Below are 16499 nucleotides of genomic sequence, written 5' to 3' on the forward strand. Positions count from 1 at the left end.
CATGTCTCAGGCTATAGGGATTTTAGAACTCACCAGCATTGCCAAAGGAATGGAAGCCGGCGATGCGATGCTGAAAAGCGCTAATGTGAATTTGCTGGTCAGTAAAACCATCTGCCCGGGAAAATTTTTGCTGATGCTGGGTGGTGACGTTGGCGCAATACAGCAGGCCATTGCCACAGGAACCTCACTTGCTGGAGATATGCTCGTCGACAGCCTGGTCCTGCCTAACATTCATGCCAGCGTTCTGCCGGCGATCAGCGGACTCAATAGTGTAGATAAACGTCAGGCGGTAGGGATTGTTGAAACCTGGAGCGTTGCGGCTTGTATTTGTGCCGCCGACCGCGCGGTAAAAGCCTCCAATGTCACGCTGGTAAGAGTGCATATGGCGTTTGGTATTGGCGGTAAGTGCTACATGGTTGTCGCGGGCGATGTTTCCGATGTGAATAACGCCGTGACGGTCGCCAGCGAAAGTGCTGGTGAAAAAGGTCTGCTGGTCTATCGCTCGGTGATCCCACGTCCGCATGAAAGCATGTGGCGCCAAATGGTGGAGGGGTGATGGAAATGCAGCCGACGACGGATCGTATGATTCAGGAATATGTGCCCGGAAAACAGGTCACACTGGCGCATCTTATTGCTAATCCTGGTAAAGATTTGTTCAAGAAACTGGGCTTGCAGGATTCAGTCTCGGCGATTGGCATTTTAACTATTACGCCCAGCGAAGCCTCCATTATCGCCTGTGATATCGCCACTAAATCGGGTGCAGTAGAGATTGGTTTTCTGGACCGCTTTACCGGCGCAGTCGTATTAACCGGTGATGTTTCGGCCGTTGAGTACGCGCTGAAACAAGTTACCCGCACGCTGGGCGAAATGATGCGTTTTACCGCCTGCCCGATTACGCGGACATGACGTAATGAAACGCATCATGTTCATTGGACCCAGCCAAAGTGGGAAAACATCGCTCACCCAGTGTATGCGTGGCGAAGCGCTTCATTATCAGAAAACCCAGGCTATCGTCTGGTCTCCCACGGCGATAGACACACCTGGGGAATATCTGGAGAACCGCTGCCTGTACAGTGCGCTGCTGGTCAGCGCCTGTGAAGCCGACGTTATCGCGCTGGTGCTCAGCGCTGACGCGCCCTGGTCACCTTTTTCTCCTGGATTTACCGGCCCCATGAACCGGCCCGTTATCGGTCTGGTGACCAAAGCCGATTTAGCTAACCCGCAGCAGATTGCCCTCGTCGAGGGTTGGTTGATGCAGGCCGGGGCGCAAAACGTTTTTATTACCAGCGCGGTGAACAATACCGGCGTTGATGAGATGTTCAATTTTCTGCACGCAAAGGAACCGTCATGTCTCACAAAATAATGGCCATTAACGCAGGCAGCTCTTCTCTGAAGTTTCAGTTACTGGCGATGCCACAGGGCGAGATGCTCTGTCAGGGGCTGCTCGAGCGCATCGGGATGCCTGATGCAAAGGTCACGATAAAAACCCCGGTGCAAAAATGGCAGGAAACACTGCCGATTGCCGATCACCGTGAAGCGGTAACGCTGTTACTGGAAAAACTGCTCAGTCACAGCATCATTAATAGCTTACAAGACATCGACGGTGTTGGGCATCGCGTCGCGCACGGCGGAGAATCCTTTAAAGATTCAGTTTTAGTCACCGATGAATCGCTGACAGAAATAGAACGTCTGGCAGAACTGGCTCCGTTGCATAACCCGGTTAATGCGCTGGGCATTGCTGTTTTTCGCCAACTGTTACCGGCGACACCTGCTGTAGCAGTTTTCGATACGGCCTTCCATCAGACGCTCGACGAGCCTTCTTTTATTTATCCCCTGCCCTGGCGTTATTATTCGGAGCTGGGTATTCGTCGCTACGGCTTCCATGGTACCAGCCACAAGTACGTCAGCCATACGCTGGCTGAAAAACTGGGTGTGCCGCTCAGCGCTCTGCGAGTTGTGTGTTGCCATCTGGGCAACGGCAGCAGTATCTGCGCCATCAAGGGCGGACAATCCGTTAATACGTCAATGGGCTTTACCCCACAGTCTGGTGTGATGATGGGCACCCGTAGCGGCGACATCGATCCGTCGATTTTGCCGTGGATTGCCCAACGAGAAGGTAAAACACCACAGCAGCTAAATCAGCTACTCAACAACGAGTCGGGGTTACTTGGCGTATCCGGCATATCTCCTGACTACCGTGACGTGGAAAAGGCGGCTGATAGCGGAAACCGTCAGGCAGCGCTGGCGCTGACGCTGTTTGCCGAACGAATTCGTGCCACCATTGGCAGCTACATTATGCAAATGGGCGGTCTGGATGCACTGGTGTTTACCGGTGGTATCGGCGAAAACTCTGCTCGTGCCCGGGCAGCAATTTGCCACAACCTCAATTTCTTAGGGCTGGCGGTAGATGAGGACAAAAATCAACGTAATGCGACCTTTATTCAAACAGAAAACGCGATGGTCAAAGTGGCCGTCATCAATACCAACGAAGAGCTGATGATCGCGCAAGACGTAATGCGTATAGCGATTGCAGAAACTGTGACGCTGAGCATTCCCGCTTAACACTGCTGTGCCGCAGATTGCGGCACATCATGGTAATAGCGCGATCGCCATGACACTATGCGCCGAAGATTGCTAATCACAAAGGTGAAGACGTGGCTGTTGCGCAATGCCCCGCATCATGCGGAGAACTTATCCAGGGCTGGATTCTGGGCAGCGAGAAATTGGTCTCCTGCCCGGTTGAATGGTACAGCACCGTTGAAGTCAGCTCCGGCTCGCCGCTTGCCGATGAGCGTCCTCTTTCACGGGCGATGGTTGACCGCTTGTTGCAGCACTGGCAATATCCGGCACATGTCAGTCAGGATATTCGTATTGATATCCACTCCACTATCCCCATCGCCAAAGGGATGGCCAGCAGTACGGCTGATATTGCCGCCACCGCCATCGCTACCGCACACCATCTGGGCCATCAGTTAGATGAAGCCACGTTAGCGCAGCTTTGCGTTTCGCTCGAACCTACCGACAGCACCGTTTTTCGCCAGTTAACGCTTTTTGATCATAACGACGCATCCACTCAGATCGCCTGTGAAGCGCAGCCCCACCTCGACCTGCTGGTTCTCGAAAGCCCGGAAACGTTACGCACGGTAGACTATCACCGGATCCCGCGCCAGGCCGGGTTACAGGCAGGCGCACCCGCCCTCAAACGAGCATGGGAAAAAGTGCAGGAAGCTTGCTCAAGTCAAAACCCGTACCGGATGGGCGAAGCGGCCACGCTAAGCGCCATTGCCAGCCAGATGTTGTTGCCAAAACCGGATTTCGATTCGTTATTATCGCTGGTTGAAGAATGTGATTTATACGGTGTGAACGTTGCCCACAGCGGCAGCGTGGTTGGCCTGATGCTGGACAGAACGCGTCATGACATTGACTACATCAAATGGATGCTGGTACAGAAAAAACTGACTACACACTGGCCGGAACAGCATTTACTACGGATGGTAACGGGCGGGGTTGAATTACAGTAGGGACGATAGGGGCCGCATTACGCCCCTATCGTTTGCAACAATTACTCTGCTTTCGCTTCGCCGTTTTTCACTTCGCCCATGGCTTTGAGCTTTTTAGAAATGTCGCGACGCTCTTTAGAGATCTCGGCATTTTTGATGATGTAATCATCCACGCGATCTTCATAGTCGCTTTTCATGCTGGCAATAATGCCCTGGATCGCTTCAACGCTCATACCTGGCTTGATGTAGTCGCTCAGGTTGTCCAGCAGCAGGACACGTTTCTGGTTGTCACGGATCTTTTTCTCAACGTCCTGGATTTCACGTTGCAGTTTGTTCTTACGACGGAACAGACGAACAAATTCCAGCACGTCCTGGAAAGAAGGCTTGGTAGTTTCCATTTTTACACCCCTGATAATGTGAGATTCGGATTCGTTTAAACAACGGCTAAAGTGGGTCAACATTACTTTCATGCCCGCCATACTTCAAGTTGCATCTGCATTGACAATACACGGTTGAAACCTGAATTATCGAGGGTAAAGCCATTGCAGTTACCAATGGTTTTAGCCTTTTTCAGTATCATACCCTTAATCGTTGCTGAATCGAAGCAGCAGTAGAACCAATCCCCTCATCTGCGCTTTATTTGCGCAAAGCACGACAGATTAAATGTGAGAGGAGTTCCAGCTGTCGTGCCATCTCCATATTCAGCCAGACATAACCATGAATAGGCGTTTCTGCAACGTTGTCGCCCTTATGTTCATCAATCAGCTGACGCATCTCGGTCACCGTATCATTGAGTTTTTCGGTGTTGGCAAGCACCGGTTGCGGATTACCTTCATAGAGAGCGTGCGTTATCGTCAGCAGTGCCTGTTGCATTCTGAGCTGAGTTTCACGCAGCGTATGCGCATTCAACATCACAAAATGACTGGACCGCGTTGCCCACAGCGCGTTGATTTGCAGTTCAAGCATGCACACCAGATTTCGATTAATCGTTTGAATGGCTTCAAAAACTGATTTTTGAATGCGCGTTTCTTTGCTGGCCGGAATGATTAAGCCGCGCATTTTAACGACGTCACTCAGCAACTGCTGTAAGTGCTTATCCAGCCGGGGTTGTTCAAGTAAGTTGGGTGATAGCGCGGCCTGATATACACGGTTATAGCCGGTAATGCAGTGCGCCAGTTGGATACGCCAGTGTATAAATGCGCGTTGCGGCCAGATCCAGGTAAACAGCATTGCCAGTAGCGAGCCGAGAATCACATCCCCCCCGCGCCAGAGTGCCGTGTTCATATCGCCCGCAGGTGCGCCAACCACGACGGCCAGCGTGATGCCGATCAGCAGCGCTTGATACGGTTTTTTACCCAATGCCAGCCAACCGCACAGGAACATCGCCACCGCACACCATATCAGCATCAGCGGCAATGAAAAGAGCTCCAGCCGGAGCGCCACCAGCCCAAGGACCGAGCCCAGAATCGTGCCACCAATACGCTCAAAAGCTCGGGGGACGACATTGCCCCAAAAGGAAATCGGCCCCATGATCACCACCAGCGTGATCAGAGGCCAGGTACCTTCAGGGATGTCCAGCAGGCGAACCAGCAGAAAAGTGAGAAGAAACGCCAGCGAGATGCGAATACCATGCACCACACGATAATGACGATACAAGCGAATTTCAAAAGGACTCAGTGACTTATCTGCACGCACTCATGCACTCCGTCAGGGAATAGCAAAGAACAGAATTGTACCTGTTTTTTCAGTGAAAACATCACCGTTATCAACAGGCCTTTTATCCTGATTCACACCCAAAACCGTTACTTCGCCTGCACCGGCACGTACATTTCAATATCCCAGTATCCGTCCTCCACACCATTGTTTCGGTAAATTTCAAAACACGGTTTGGCCGATAACTGCCAGGACGAATCCTGCAACAGACAGTCAAAAAACTGATACCAGGGTGTGGCAAAGTCATGGTTTTCAACACGGGCAACGGCCACGGCATAGTCGCCGCCCGCCAGTTCAGTCAGGATCACCCCTTCGCTGTTTTCGGGGATCTCAAAACCTTCAGGCACTGAAACTACGGTATCGCAGCGCAGTTTATCTGCCGGAACCACGTCTGGGTTGTCGTAATAGACGGCTATCCATTCCAGCGGCACAATCTGGTTACCGTCGACCCACATAACCAGCTGTTCAAACCCCTGCTTTACCGTGTGTTCCCACGGTCCAACCATGTGAAACCCGGCAATCCTGCGTCTTTCTACCTGCTTTATCTCATACTCCATATAACCTCCCGCACGATACTGTATAAAAACACAGTATAATTTCTGCGTATTACGACCTCAAGGAAATAGTGATTATTATGTGAGCAGATTCGCAGTCTTGCCAGTTTGGTGCACAAACAGAAATCTACACCTTATGGTGAAAATAATCGCTCAGTCGCGAAAACACGCCCCCCTCACCGACTGACTCCAGCGTCATCAGCGGCCAATGCGCCACCAGCTGATCCCGGTCGTAGAGTTCAATTTCGCCCACGCGCTGATGTGCGGCAATGGGGGCGACCAGCTCTTTCTTATCAAGCACATACTTTGCTTTAATATTCGCCACTTCGGCTTTAGGCAACGCCATCCAAAAATCCTGCTCGGTACCGAGACTGATTTTTTCTTTATCGCCATACCAGATCCGCTCAACGCCGACCTGCTTACCACTTCGCAGAACCTGCACTGTGTCAAAGTTTTGCTGTCCCCATTGCAGCAGCTTACGCGCCTGATCTTCACGCCCCTTCGCACTCTCGGCCCCCATTACAACGGCGATTAATCGACGCTGTCCGTCTACCGCAGATGCAATCAGGTTAAACCCGGCACCAGAGGTATGTCCCGTCTTTAGCCCATCCACGTTCAGGGTTTTATCCCACAATAAACCGTTACGATTCTGCTGGGTGATGCCGTTCCAGGTGAGGCTCTTCTCGCTGTACATATGATAGAAATCAGGCTCGCCGTGAATGATAGCCCTCGATAACACAGCCAGATCGTAAGCCGAACTGTGCTGGCCTGGGGCATCCAGTCCGTGCACCGTTTCAAAATGGGTGTCCTGCAACTTCAGCTTTTGCACATAACTGTTCATCATCGCGACAAACTGTGGCTGCCCACCGGCGATATAATCCGCCAGCGCAACGCAGGCATCGTTGCCGGAATCGACAATTAAGCCACGACTTAAATCACGTACTGAAACGCGGTCACCTTGTTTTAGAAACATTAATGATGAACCGACAAATACCGGATTGTCTTTCGCCCACGCGTCACGCCCAACGGTGACAATATCTGACGGGCTAATACGCTGGCTGTCGATGGCGCGGTCAACAACATAGCCGGTCATCAGCTTGGTCAGACTGGCGGGGTTGCGCTGCTGGTGCTCATTACCTGCGGTAAGAATTTGGCCTGTGGTGTAATCCATCAGCACCCACGCACCCGCATTGATAGCCGGAGGTTGGGGAGCAAAACTGGCGACATCCGCCGCAAAGGCGGAGGAAAAACTCATCGCGAAAAGGGAAGCGGTAATAAACAAACGGCGTTTCAACAGCATGTCCTCAGGAAAAGGAAAAATAGCCGTTCTTTTTACGGAAATTCTGAAGAACAAACAGGGATAAATTGCAAGAAAATGTGACTTAAGGCACATTTTCTTGCAATGGAATGCAGGTATCAGATAAACGGGTAGTGATAAATTCGCACTACATTACCCTTTACGCGGTGATACATCTGCGTGATGGCTGCGATGCCGGTGATAGCCGTCGATCATGCTGCGAAAGATTTGCCCCGGCGTGTCGCCCAGTGTGCACAGGTAGATATGCGCACAAATAAACAGAATGCCAATAATCGCCAACGCCATATGCAACACCAGCATAACCGGACCTGCGCCGATAACTTGTGGGTAAAGACACAGCAAACCGGTGATGATCAACAACGGTACCAGCGCATACATGATGGCCAGATAGGCCAGTTGTTGTAGCGGGTTAAATTTACTCTCTGCCGTCGCGGCAAACGGATGCGCTTCCCCCTTCATTATCCCATACAAGTAAAAGCGCGTTTGCTGCAGGCAGCGCGAAATCAGTCCGCTACATTTCACCCGATAGTGGCAACCGTTGCCGGTGGTGGCATTTATCAGCACGAAACCCACCCAGAAGGCCAGTAATGCAAAGCCACACCAGGTGTGTACCTGCACCATGAGCGCCACCGGCCCAATCGAAAAGTGACCAAACAAACCGCTCACCAACAGCAGAACGAACAACAGCGCATTTCCCCAGTGCCAGCGGCGGACCGCTAACGAGTAGAGGTAGTCACGATGCTCTTCACCGGTTGCGGTTTTAGGTGCCAGCATCCGTCGCAGCAGCGCGTGCGCTACCAGACCCACAATCATCAGCAGGATGACCACACCTGCGTAAATGAGCCACAGCGGCCAGTAGTCCGGCGCATAGTTAAGCTCTGCTCCCCAGATAGCATTCATACTTTCCCCTCCTGATGATACTCTTTACGCCGATAAAGACTCACCTCACCACTGCGCGTATCCTGCTGGCGATATACCTCTTTTTGACTTATCCAGTGCTGGATCTCCGGGTCGTCGCGACGGCCAAACTTCAGCGCATCGGTTGGACAAACAGAAACACAGGCCGGCGCTTGCCCGGCATCGAGGCGGGTATCTGCACAAAAATTGCATTTGTCAGCGATACTCGTTTGCGGATTCAGATAACGCACATGGAACGGACAGGCCGCAACACAATAATCGCAACCAATACAGCGCGACTTGTCCACCTGCACAATACCGTTTTCGTCACGAAATGAAGCACCGGTCGGGCAAACGCTCACGCAGGGCGCATCTTCACAGTGCTGGCAAGAAACCCGCACAAACTGAAAATGAGACAGGACGTCTGACTCTTTTTCCGGGGTGCGGATCTGCACCTGCAGGCGGCTGTACCCCTCCGGCACATCGTTCAGAACCTTGCAGGCAACCGTACATGCCTGGCAGCCAATGCAGCGTTTTTCGTCATGCAGCATGACATAGGGATTAGTGGATTGATTCATGATGTTCTCCTTGTTCATGCCCGACGCAGCGTCACGCCAGCGGTGTGCACCACCGTTCCGGAAACCGGACTGGTCACGTGCGGAAGTAAATTACCGCAGTGAATACCGTGCGTTGTTGCCGCCGTTTTAGCCCCGGCCTTGGCGCCAAACCCCATATAAACGAACAGCGTATCGGGTCGAATACCGGCCGTGACCAGCGCCTTACCTTTTTCTTTGCCGGTGACGTTTTCCAGCCAGATGTCGTCACCGCTTTTAATCCCTTTTTCACGCGCGGTCGTCGGGTGGATCCACACTGCGTTGTCCCACATCAGTTCACTGAGTAAAGGCACATATTGCGTTGCTCCGTTGGTGTGAACCGCCACCTTGCCCTGGATGAAATAGAGTTCATTTTCACCCTTCAGGGCAAAATTGCGGGCGCGTGGAATACCGTAGCCGGGAAGTAACGATTCCAGCTCTGCGGAATAAAGCTCGATTTTGCCTGACGGGGATTTGAATCGCAGTTGCTCCCCGTAGGTACCATCGCTGTCCGCGGGCACTGCGCCAGGATAGCGCTCGACAAACTGGCGCACGGTCTCAGGTTCACGAAATAACAGCGGTACGCCCCACTCCCGGTATCCCTTCTGACGCAGTTCTGCAGATAAGGCGTGATCGCCATTGAGCTGGTACAGCTGGCGCGTCTGCATATCCTGCCACGGGTAAAATTGCCCGAGACCCAACTGTTCACCCAGTTCTTTCCAGATTTGCCAGCTCGGACGAGCATCGCCAATGGGCTCAACTACCTGTTGGCGTAATGCATAAGCTGGATTCAGCCCTGACATATCAGAGACTTCTTCATCACGCTCAAGGTAGGTGCATTCCGGTAACAGATAGTCAGCATAGGCCGCGCTTTCACTTAAATAGACGTCGCAGCTGACCACCAGATCCAGTTGTTCCACGGTTTTGACCAGATCGGGTCGGCAGGTCACGGTCTGGAAAGGATTATGTCGGGACATGATCCATCCCTTCACCGGGTAAGGAGTCTGCTTTAACACGGCATCAATAATGCTTTGCACGACCCCGCCACCCGCGGCGATGTATTTAAACTGCGGTGCCACCAGATCAATGCGCTGCGCGGTTGGCTTCGGTAATTTCACATCCGGTTTTGCCAGCACTGGCGCGACCTTTTCGCCAGCCAGCTTGTTGTAGGTTGCCGCCGCCTTTTTCTGGTACATGCCACCTTCACGTTCGATATTGCCCAGCAGCACGTTGAGGGTGAAGATCATCCGCCGCATGTCGATCTCTTCCTGAGAAAACGTCGCGCGGTGGCCTGGGCTGACGATGGCACGAGGCGCGCTGGCCGCCATTTCTCGGGTTACGCGGGTAATAACTTCAGCAGGAACATCAGCCAGCTTTTGCGCCCATTCAGGCGTTGTCTCTTGTACGGCCTCTGCCAGCTGTGCAAACCCCGTGGTATAACGCTCCACAAACTGCGCGTCATACAGGTTTTCTTTAATCATGACGTGGCACATTGCCATCAGTACCGGCAAGTCGCCGCCAGGCCTGATGGCATGCCATTCATCCGCTTTACTGGAAAATACGGACAAGCGAGGGTCGAAGCTGACCATCTTCGCGCCTCTCTCCTGCGCGGTCATCAGTTCGTGCGTGTCGGCAACCTCAATACCTTCATAGAGGTTATGGCCAAAAGAGACCATATAACGGGTGTTGGCAATATCCATGGACAGATCGCCGCCCATCATCACTTTAGCGGCAATGGATTTCCCGGCGGGACATGTCGAGGCATGGGTAAAAGTGTTCGGCGAACCGAAGGCCGTCGCCAGGTGAAATAAATGACCGGAAAGCGAGCCGGATTTAGAAGAGAAGACAACGCCCTGAGGACCATATTGCGCTTTTATGGCACTCATCTTTTCGGCAATTTCTTGATAGGCTTGCTGCCAGCTAATGACCTGCCATTCTCCAGCGCCACGCGGTCCGGTGCGCTTCATCGGTTTAACAATACGGTGCGGATCGTTAACCAGGCTCACGCCGCTGCCCCCTCGGGCACAGACCCGGGTACCCTGCTGCGGCGCATTAGGGTTCCCCTGGATGAAAACGGTTTTATTATTAATGACCTGAGCTTGAATGGGACAGCGAAATGAACACATTTCGCACAGACTTGGCGTGAGTGAGGTTTTCCCCTTGATACTCTCTGGTGCATTACGCGCCAGTGCCCCCGGTGGAAAAGTTCCTATTGCGCAAGCGGAGCAGCCAATACCCACGCCGCGCAAAAAGTTACGCCGACTAATGCTCATATAACCTCCTGTTATTAGATATATCCAATTATTATATGGAGTTTATATTATTAATTTTTAATCTCACTCACATTTCCTTACAGTGAAGCAAGAACATCCTGACGAATCAGAACCTATTGTTTACAAAGACTTTTAAAACTTCCAAAACTCAACAATTAACCGTAAAAATAACAATAATGGTTATCAATCAAATTATTAAAATGAAATTGTCCTTGATGATAATCATGCCAACAAATACAGTTTCGATCGTTTAATTAATTCAAGAAATATATAAAAGCACCGTTCATCTCAATTTTATTGCGACCTGATTCCCCGAACAGATAATCGCATTGCTGATTACCTCGCTATTTTTTGGTACTCTTATAAAAGCGCTAAATTGATCCCGGACATAACTGAACAATGAATGACGGCAAGCAGCACCCTACGTTTCTCTTCCACGATTACGAAACCTTTGGTACCCATCCGGCGCTGGACAGGCCCGCACAATTTGCGGCCATCCGCACGGATAACGATTTCAACATTATCGGCGATCCAGAGGTTTTTTATTGCAAGCCTGCGGACGACTATCTGCCACACCCGGAAGCGGTACTTATCACCGGTATTACCCCGCAGGAAGCGCGTGAAAAAGGAGAGAACGAAGCAACGTTTGCTGCCCGCATTCACGCCCTGTTTACCGTGCCCAAAACCTGTATTGTGGGCTATAACAATGTGCGCTTCGACGACGAAGTGACGCGCAATATCCTGTACCGCAATTTCTACGCCCCCTACGCCTGGAGCTGGCAGCACGATAATTCACGTTGGGATTTACTGGATGTCATGCGCGCCTGTTATGCCCTGCGTCCGGAAGGCATTAACTGGCCAGAAAACGACGACGGGTTACCCAGTTTCCGCCTTGAGCATTTGACCAAAGCCAACGGCATTGAACACGCCAACGCCCACGATGCGATGGCCGACGTGTACGCCACCATTGCGATGGCGCAGTTGGTTAAGTCGCGTCAGCCTCGTCTGTTCGACTATCTCTATAGCCACCGGAACAAACACAAGCTGGCCGCCCTGATCGATGTCCCACAAATGAAACCGTTGGTTCATGTCTCCGGCATGTTCGGCGCATGTCGCGGCAATACCAGTTGGGTTGCGCCGCTCGCCTGGCACCCGGACAATCGCAACGCGGTCATCATGGTTGACTTAGCCGGTGATATTTCTCCCCTGCTTGAGCTGGACAGCGACACGCTGCGTGAGCGCCTTTACACCGCCAAAGCCGACCTGGGCGATAACGTGGCGGTACCCGTGAAACTGGTGCACATCAACAAATGCCCGGTTCTGGCACAGGCCAACACACTACGCCCTGAAGATGCCGACCGCCTAGGGATTAACCGCCAGCATTGTCTGGATAACCTCAAAATCCTGCGTGAAAACCCGCAGGTTCGCGATAAAGTGGTGGCTATTTTTTCCGAGGCAGAACCCTTCACACCGTCAGACAACGTGGATGCCCAACTGTATAACGGTTTTTTCAGCGATGCCGACCGCGCCGCGATGAAAATCGTGCTGGAAACCGACCCACGCAATTTACCGGCACTGGATATTACCTTTGTTGATAAGCGTATTGAAAAGCTGCTGTTTAATTACCGCGCGCGTAACTTCCCCGGCACGCTGGATGAGTCTGAACAGCAGCGCTGGCTGGAACATCGCCGTCAGGTGTTTACCGCAGAGTTTTTACAGCAATATGCCAATGAATTGCAGATGCTGAGTCAACAGTATGCGGATAATAAAGAGAAGCTGGTGCTGCTGAAATCACTCTGGCAATACGCCGAAGAGATTGTGTAAGAAGAGAAACTAACACGCAGGTATAAAAAAACCGGAGAACATGTCTCCGGTTAGGCAATTTGCCGGATGGTGGCGCAAGGCCCCAGTCCGGCAAACATCAATTACTGCGCGATATCTTCGTACTGTGGAACCGGATTGCGGAAGCTTTTGGTCACGCAAGCCAGGTAAACCAGACCAATACCCGCCCAGATCAGACCCAGAACCATCGAGCTTTCTTCCAGGTTAACCCACAGCGCGCCGACGGTCAGAGCACCACACACCGGCATGACCAGGTAGTTGAAGTGGTCTTTCAGCGTCTTGTTGCGTTTTTCGCGGATCCAGAACTGTGAAATCACAGACAGGTTCACGAAGGTAAACGCCACCAGCGCACCGAAGTTGATCAGCGCCGTCGCCGTCACCAGGTCAAATTTGATTGCCAGCAGCGCAATCGCACCCACCAGCAGCACGTTCCATGCAGGAGTACGCCATTTCGGGTGAATATAACCGAAGAAACGGGTCGGGAATACGCCATCGCGCCCCATCACGTACATCAGACGAGAAACGCCCGCATGTGCCGCCATACCGGATGCCAGTACGGTGACGCTGGAGAACACCAGCACGCCCCACTGGAAGGTTTTACCCGCAACGTACAGCATAATTTCCGGCTGTGACGCGTCCGGATCTTTAAAGCGAGAGATATCCGGGAAGTACAGCTGCAGGAAGTAGGAGGCACCAATAAAGATCAGGCCACCAATCAGCGCGGTCAGGAAGATAGCCTTCGGAATAACGCGCTCTGCGTCTTTGGTTTCTTCTGACAGCGAAGAGATGCCGTCAAAACCAAGGAACGAGAAGCACAGGATAGTTGCACCGGTAATCATCGGCACCACGTGCGCGCCTTCAGACCAGAATGGACGGGTGCTGGTCAGCGTGCCTGCGCCTTCGCCGTGCATAATGCCGTAAATGATCAGGCCAACAATCACTGCCACAATACCCATCTGCAAAATAACAATCAGGGTATTGAAGTTCGCGACGGCCTTGATGCTGCGCAGATTCGAGATGGTCATAAAGCCCACCAGCGCGACAACAAAGATCCACGACGGTACCGACGGCACCAGCGCTTCAAAGTAGATTTTAGCCAACAGGATGTTGATCATCGGCATGAACAAATAGTCCAGCAGCGATGACCAGCCCACCATAAAGCCTACGGTCGGGCTAATGGATTTCTGAGCATAGGTGTACGCAGAGCCAGCAGACGGGAAACGGCGAACCAGTTTACCGTAGCTCAACGCAGTAAAGAGAATGGCAACCAACGCAAAAGCATAAGCCGTCGCGACATGACCATCGGTCAAGCCCGAAACGATACCAAATGTATCGAACAGCGTCATCGGCTGCATATAGGCAAGGCCCATCATGACAACCGGAACCAACGTAAGCGTTTTACGTAATTCCACGCGAGAGGTGTTTGGAGTAACGTTATGCGACATGGTCATTCCCCTTTACGGTGAATACCGTCGCGTAAGCAAAAAATTGCCCCATTTTTACGAATTCCTCAGCGACAACAACTGTCGGTTTTTAGTAAGTATCTATCCGGTACGAAGCCCGGCCTCTTTTATGAATGATTGGTTTGATGCAAAAAAATAACCGACGCGTATTAAAACGTCGGCTAATGTCATTTTTTGCAAGCGGCGTATTTTGCACTAAATTGGAGAGAAATAACAAGAGAATGAGATAGCCAAAAATAAATATTTTTCTCTAACCGCCTGATTTATCGACACTCGATTTTACATAAACGCCTGCGATAGCACTATTTGCTAAAATCTGATCTCGCCACCAGGCGCTGGCTAATCCTGACGTCTGTTCATTCCAGCCAATCCACACCGGTTCAAACATAATTTGTGCGACCACTTTCTTCTCTATCAGGGCACCGCTGTCCAAAAAACGTTGTGCCAGATAGCGCGGTAAATACCCGCATCCCAGCCCACTGATCTGCAGTTCCAGCTTGGTTTTAAAGTCAAAAACGGTGATTGCATCCTGATCGTCAAGCAGTTGAGAACCCGACAAGCTCGCCAGGTGAGGACTGTCCCCCACCACAATGGCACGGAAACGTTTAATGGTACGCCGTTGCAGTGGTTCGTCTTCCTGCGCCAGCGGGTGATGCGGTGCGATCACAAACACCTGTTCGAGGTCACCTAAACGCGCAAAACCAAAGTTACTCGCGGAAGGCGGTTCATGCATCGCCCCGACGATAATATCGGCCCGCCCTTGGGTGAGCGCCTCCCAGGAACCGCCCAGTACACCGTTGATAAATTTAAGCCGCGTGACGCTGTGGTGCTGGTAGAAGGATTCGATAAGCGGGGCCAGCAGTGAAAAAGGAAAGGTGTCATCCACGCCAATAACCAGCTGGTTCTCCCAACCTTCGTGCAGTTTGATGGCCTGTTTTTCGAGTTCGCGGACGGTATGCAGTACCTCCCGCCCCTTTTCCAGCAGCATCTGCCCGGTGCGGGTAAACGTCGCCCGATGCCCGCTGCGATCCAACAATTGAATATTCAGATCGCTTTCCAGCTTATGGACGGTATAGCTCAGCGCGGACGGCGTCTTAAACAATTTTGCCGACGCCGCCGCGAAACTTCCCTCTTTATCTAACGCGTCGAGGATGATCAGAACGTCCAGCAGTGGTTTCATACTCGCCCCCTGGCGGTATATGACGGCACGCTGCTGGTCTGTCACTCCATCGGCATCACCAGCGGGTCGGGATACTGGTACTCAAACCCAAGTTCATTGCAAATTCGGTTGCCGTCAATGACTTTACCTTTACCGTTATCCACACCGTCCCGGAATTCCGGCGGTTCCAGCCCCAGCAAACGCGCCATCTGGGGATAGAACACATTACGCGCCGGATGCATAGGCGCACATATATTATAGATGTGTCCTCCTTTCGGTGCCTGGAGCAGCAGGGTGATTGCAGACACGACATCATCCAGATGCACCAGATTGACGCCATGCTGTCCATCCGGTGCCGTTTTACCGGCGAAAAAACGCCCTGGGTGTCTGCCCGGTCCAACCAACCCGGCGAGGCGCACAATGTCTACTGAGGTCCCCGGCAGGTTATGCAACCAGTCCTCAAGTTCTTTCAGCACACGACCGCTTGCCGTCACCGGATTGCGCGGCGAGCCTTCCTTCACGGCTCCCTGTACGTCACCATACACCGACGTCGAGCTGGTAAAAATAATCCGTGGAATGCGGTATGCCAGCGCACTGTCGACCAACTCCTGCATCGCCTGCAGATAAAAATCTTCACCCGGACCGCTACGGCGGGCGGGCAGCGTGATGACCAGCACATCGACATCCATCAGCGCATCGAGATCGTCTGACGCGCACACCAGCTCAGGTTCAAGGCGCAGCGAGTAGCTTTCGATACCGCTCATACGGGCCGCTTCCACCCCATCCAGCGTGGTTTTGCTGCCGGTGACCTGCCAGCCTCGCGCCGCCAGCGACATGGCTAACGGCATGCCTAACCAACCTAACCCGACAATTGCGACCTTTTTCATGCCTTCTCTCCTGACTTGTGGCCTGTTACCCAAGGCTACGCCAGCCCACGGTGGCTGACAATTCATAGTATCAATATGAAATGAATTAATGATCAAAAAAAGCCCTTGCTTTCGGTGACTAAAGTGGTTTAGGTTAAAAGACATCAAATGAATAAACATTCATCGAGAAAATTTTATGACACGCGCTCAATTTAAACACCATCATCACCATCATCCTGACTAGTCTTTCAGGCGATGTGTGCTGGGAGACATTTAACTCTTCCAGTGGTGCATGAGCGCATGAGAAAGCCCCCGGAAGAA

Annotated in this window: 17 protein-coding genes, 1 pseudogene and 1 other annotated feature (1 of these 19 cut by a window edge); of the genes and pseudogenes, 7 read left to right on the forward strand and 11 right to left on the reverse strand. The window is 52.1% G+C overall.

The window, feature by feature from the left end:
• The first annotated feature begins 1 nt into the window (after position 1).
• The 5 genes from pduT (at position 2) to M2374_RS04555 (ending at position 3521) form a co-directional block, all read left to right on the forward strand.
• Positions 2 to 556: a propanediol utilization microcompartment protein PduT gene (gene pduT, locus M2374_RS04535; RefSeq protein WP_046275683.1), complete on the forward strand. Its 555-nt coding sequence runs from the start codon at positions 2 to 4 to the stop codon at positions 554 to 556.
• On the forward strand, positions 556 to 906 hold the full coding sequence (gene pduU, locus M2374_RS04540; protein WP_096756638.1) for a propanediol utilization microcompartment protein PduU: 351 nt from the start codon (positions 556 to 558) through the stop codon (positions 904 to 906). Before pduT ends, pduU begins: the two co-directional genes overlap by 1 nt.
• A 4-nt stretch (positions 907 to 910) precedes the next feature.
• The gene (gene pduV, locus M2374_RS04545) at positions 911 to 1363 is read left to right on the forward strand and encodes a propanediol utilization protein PduV (RefSeq protein ID WP_174360486.1); all 453 of its coding nucleotides are present in this window, start codon (positions 911 to 913) and stop codon (positions 1361 to 1363) included.
• Positions 1348 to 2562, forward strand: a complete 1215-nt coding sequence (locus tag M2374_RS04550; RefSeq protein ID WP_181688998.1) for an acetate/propionate family kinase — start codon at positions 1348 to 1350, stop codon at positions 2560 to 2562. Before pduV ends, M2374_RS04550 begins: the two co-directional genes overlap by 16 nt.
• A 92-nt stretch (positions 2563 to 2654) precedes the next feature.
• Complete coding sequence (locus M2374_RS04555; protein ID WP_135911848.1) at positions 2655 to 3521, forward strand: L-threonine kinase; 867 nt, start codon at positions 2655 to 2657, stop codon at positions 3519 to 3521.
• Between the two features lie 41 nt (positions 3522 to 3562).
• Here M2374_RS04555 and M2374_RS04560 read toward each other — a convergent pair whose 3' ends face one another.
• The 7 genes from M2374_RS04560 to phsA all read right to left on the reverse strand — a co-directional run bounded on the left by M2374_RS04560 (position 3563) and on the right by phsA (position 10848).
• Positions 3563 to 3898, reverse strand: coding sequence for a DUF496 family protein (locus M2374_RS04560; RefSeq protein ID WP_003834176.1), 336 nt, complete (start codon positions 3896 to 3898; stop codon positions 3563 to 3565).
• 238 nt (positions 3899 to 4136) lie between these two features.
• Entirely contained in the window at positions 4137 to 5195 is a 1059-nt protein-coding gene (locus M2374_RS04565) for an FUSC family protein (RefSeq protein WP_115258144.1), read from the reverse strand.
• 107 nt (positions 5196 to 5302) lie between these two features.
• Positions 5303 to 5770, reverse strand: a complete 468-nt coding sequence (gene sbmC, locus M2374_RS04570; protein ID WP_181688997.1) for a DNA gyrase inhibitor SbmC — start codon at positions 5768 to 5770, stop codon at positions 5303 to 5305.
• A gap of 124 nt (positions 5771 to 5894) precedes the next feature.
• The gene (dacD, locus tag M2374_RS04575) at positions 5895 to 7067 is read right to left on the reverse strand and encodes a serine-type D-Ala-D-Ala carboxypeptidase DacD (RefSeq protein ID WP_135911846.1); all 1173 of its coding nucleotides are present in this window, start codon (positions 7065 to 7067) and stop codon (positions 5895 to 5897) included.
• Positions 7068 to 7217: 150 nt separating this feature from the next.
• A complete protein-coding gene (phsC, locus tag M2374_RS04580) occupies positions 7218 to 7985 on the reverse strand; it encodes a thiosulfate reductase cytochrome B subunit (protein WP_117343307.1) in 768 nt (255 codons plus the stop codon).
• Entirely contained in the window at positions 7982 to 8560 is a 579-nt protein-coding gene (phsB, locus tag M2374_RS04585; protein ID WP_115258140.1) for a thiosulfate reductase electron transport protein PhsB, read from the reverse strand. Before phsB ends, phsC begins: the two co-directional genes overlap by 4 nt.
• A gap of 14 nt (positions 8561 to 8574) precedes the next feature.
• Entirely contained in the window at positions 8575 to 10848 is a 2274-nt protein-coding gene (gene phsA, locus M2374_RS04590) for a thiosulfate reductase PhsA (RefSeq protein ID WP_181688996.1), read from the reverse strand.
• 399 nt (positions 10849 to 11247) lie between these two features.
• Here phsA and sbcB point away from each other — a divergent pair, with 399 nt between their 5' ends.
• A complete protein-coding gene (sbcB, locus tag M2374_RS04595; protein WP_181688995.1) occupies positions 11248 to 12672 on the forward strand; it encodes an exodeoxyribonuclease I in 1425 nt (474 codons plus the stop codon).
• A gap of 101 nt (positions 12673 to 12773) precedes the next feature.
• Here sbcB and M2374_RS04600 read toward each other — a convergent pair whose 3' ends face one another.
• The 4 genes and pseudogenes from M2374_RS04600 to M2374_RS04615 form a co-directional block, all read right to left on the reverse strand.
• Positions 12774 to 14135 (reverse strand): APC family permease, encoded by a 1362-nt coding sequence (locus M2374_RS04600; protein ID WP_162604171.1) that lies wholly within the window; start codon positions 14133 to 14135, stop codon positions 12774 to 12776.
• Positions 14125 to 14187 carry a membrane protein YoeI gene (gene yoeI / locus M2374_RS04605; protein ID WP_101706264.1) on the reverse strand — a complete coding sequence of 21 codons (63 nt, stop codon included), beginning with the start codon at positions 14185 to 14187 and terminating at the stop codon, positions 14125 to 14127. Before yoeI ends, M2374_RS04600 begins: the two co-directional genes overlap by 11 nt.
• A 161-nt stretch (positions 14188 to 14348) precedes the next feature.
• Positions 14349 to 15333, reverse strand: a pseudogene (locus tag M2374_RS04610) (LysR family transcriptional regulator).
• A gap of 41 nt (positions 15334 to 15374) precedes the next feature.
• On the reverse strand, positions 15375 to 16199 hold the full coding sequence (locus M2374_RS04615; RefSeq protein WP_181688994.1) for an SDR family oxidoreductase: 825 nt from the start codon (positions 16197 to 16199) through the stop codon (positions 15375 to 15377).
• A gap of 175 nt (positions 16200 to 16374) precedes the next feature.
• Between M2374_RS04615 and hisL the strand changes: the two genes are divergently transcribed.
• Entirely contained in the window at positions 16375 to 16422 is a 48-nt protein-coding gene (gene hisL, locus M2374_RS04620; protein ID WP_100250077.1) for a his operon leader peptide, read from the forward strand.
• Positions 16398 to 16499 (forward strand) — a sequence feature (His leader region); it runs 21 nt beyond the window's last position. (Overlaps the previous gene by 25 nt.)

It is taken from the genome of Citrobacter sp. JUb117 (genome assembly GCF_024809055.1).
GTDB lineage: Bacteria > Pseudomonadota > Gammaproteobacteria > Enterobacterales > Enterobacteriaceae > Citrobacter > Citrobacter gillenii.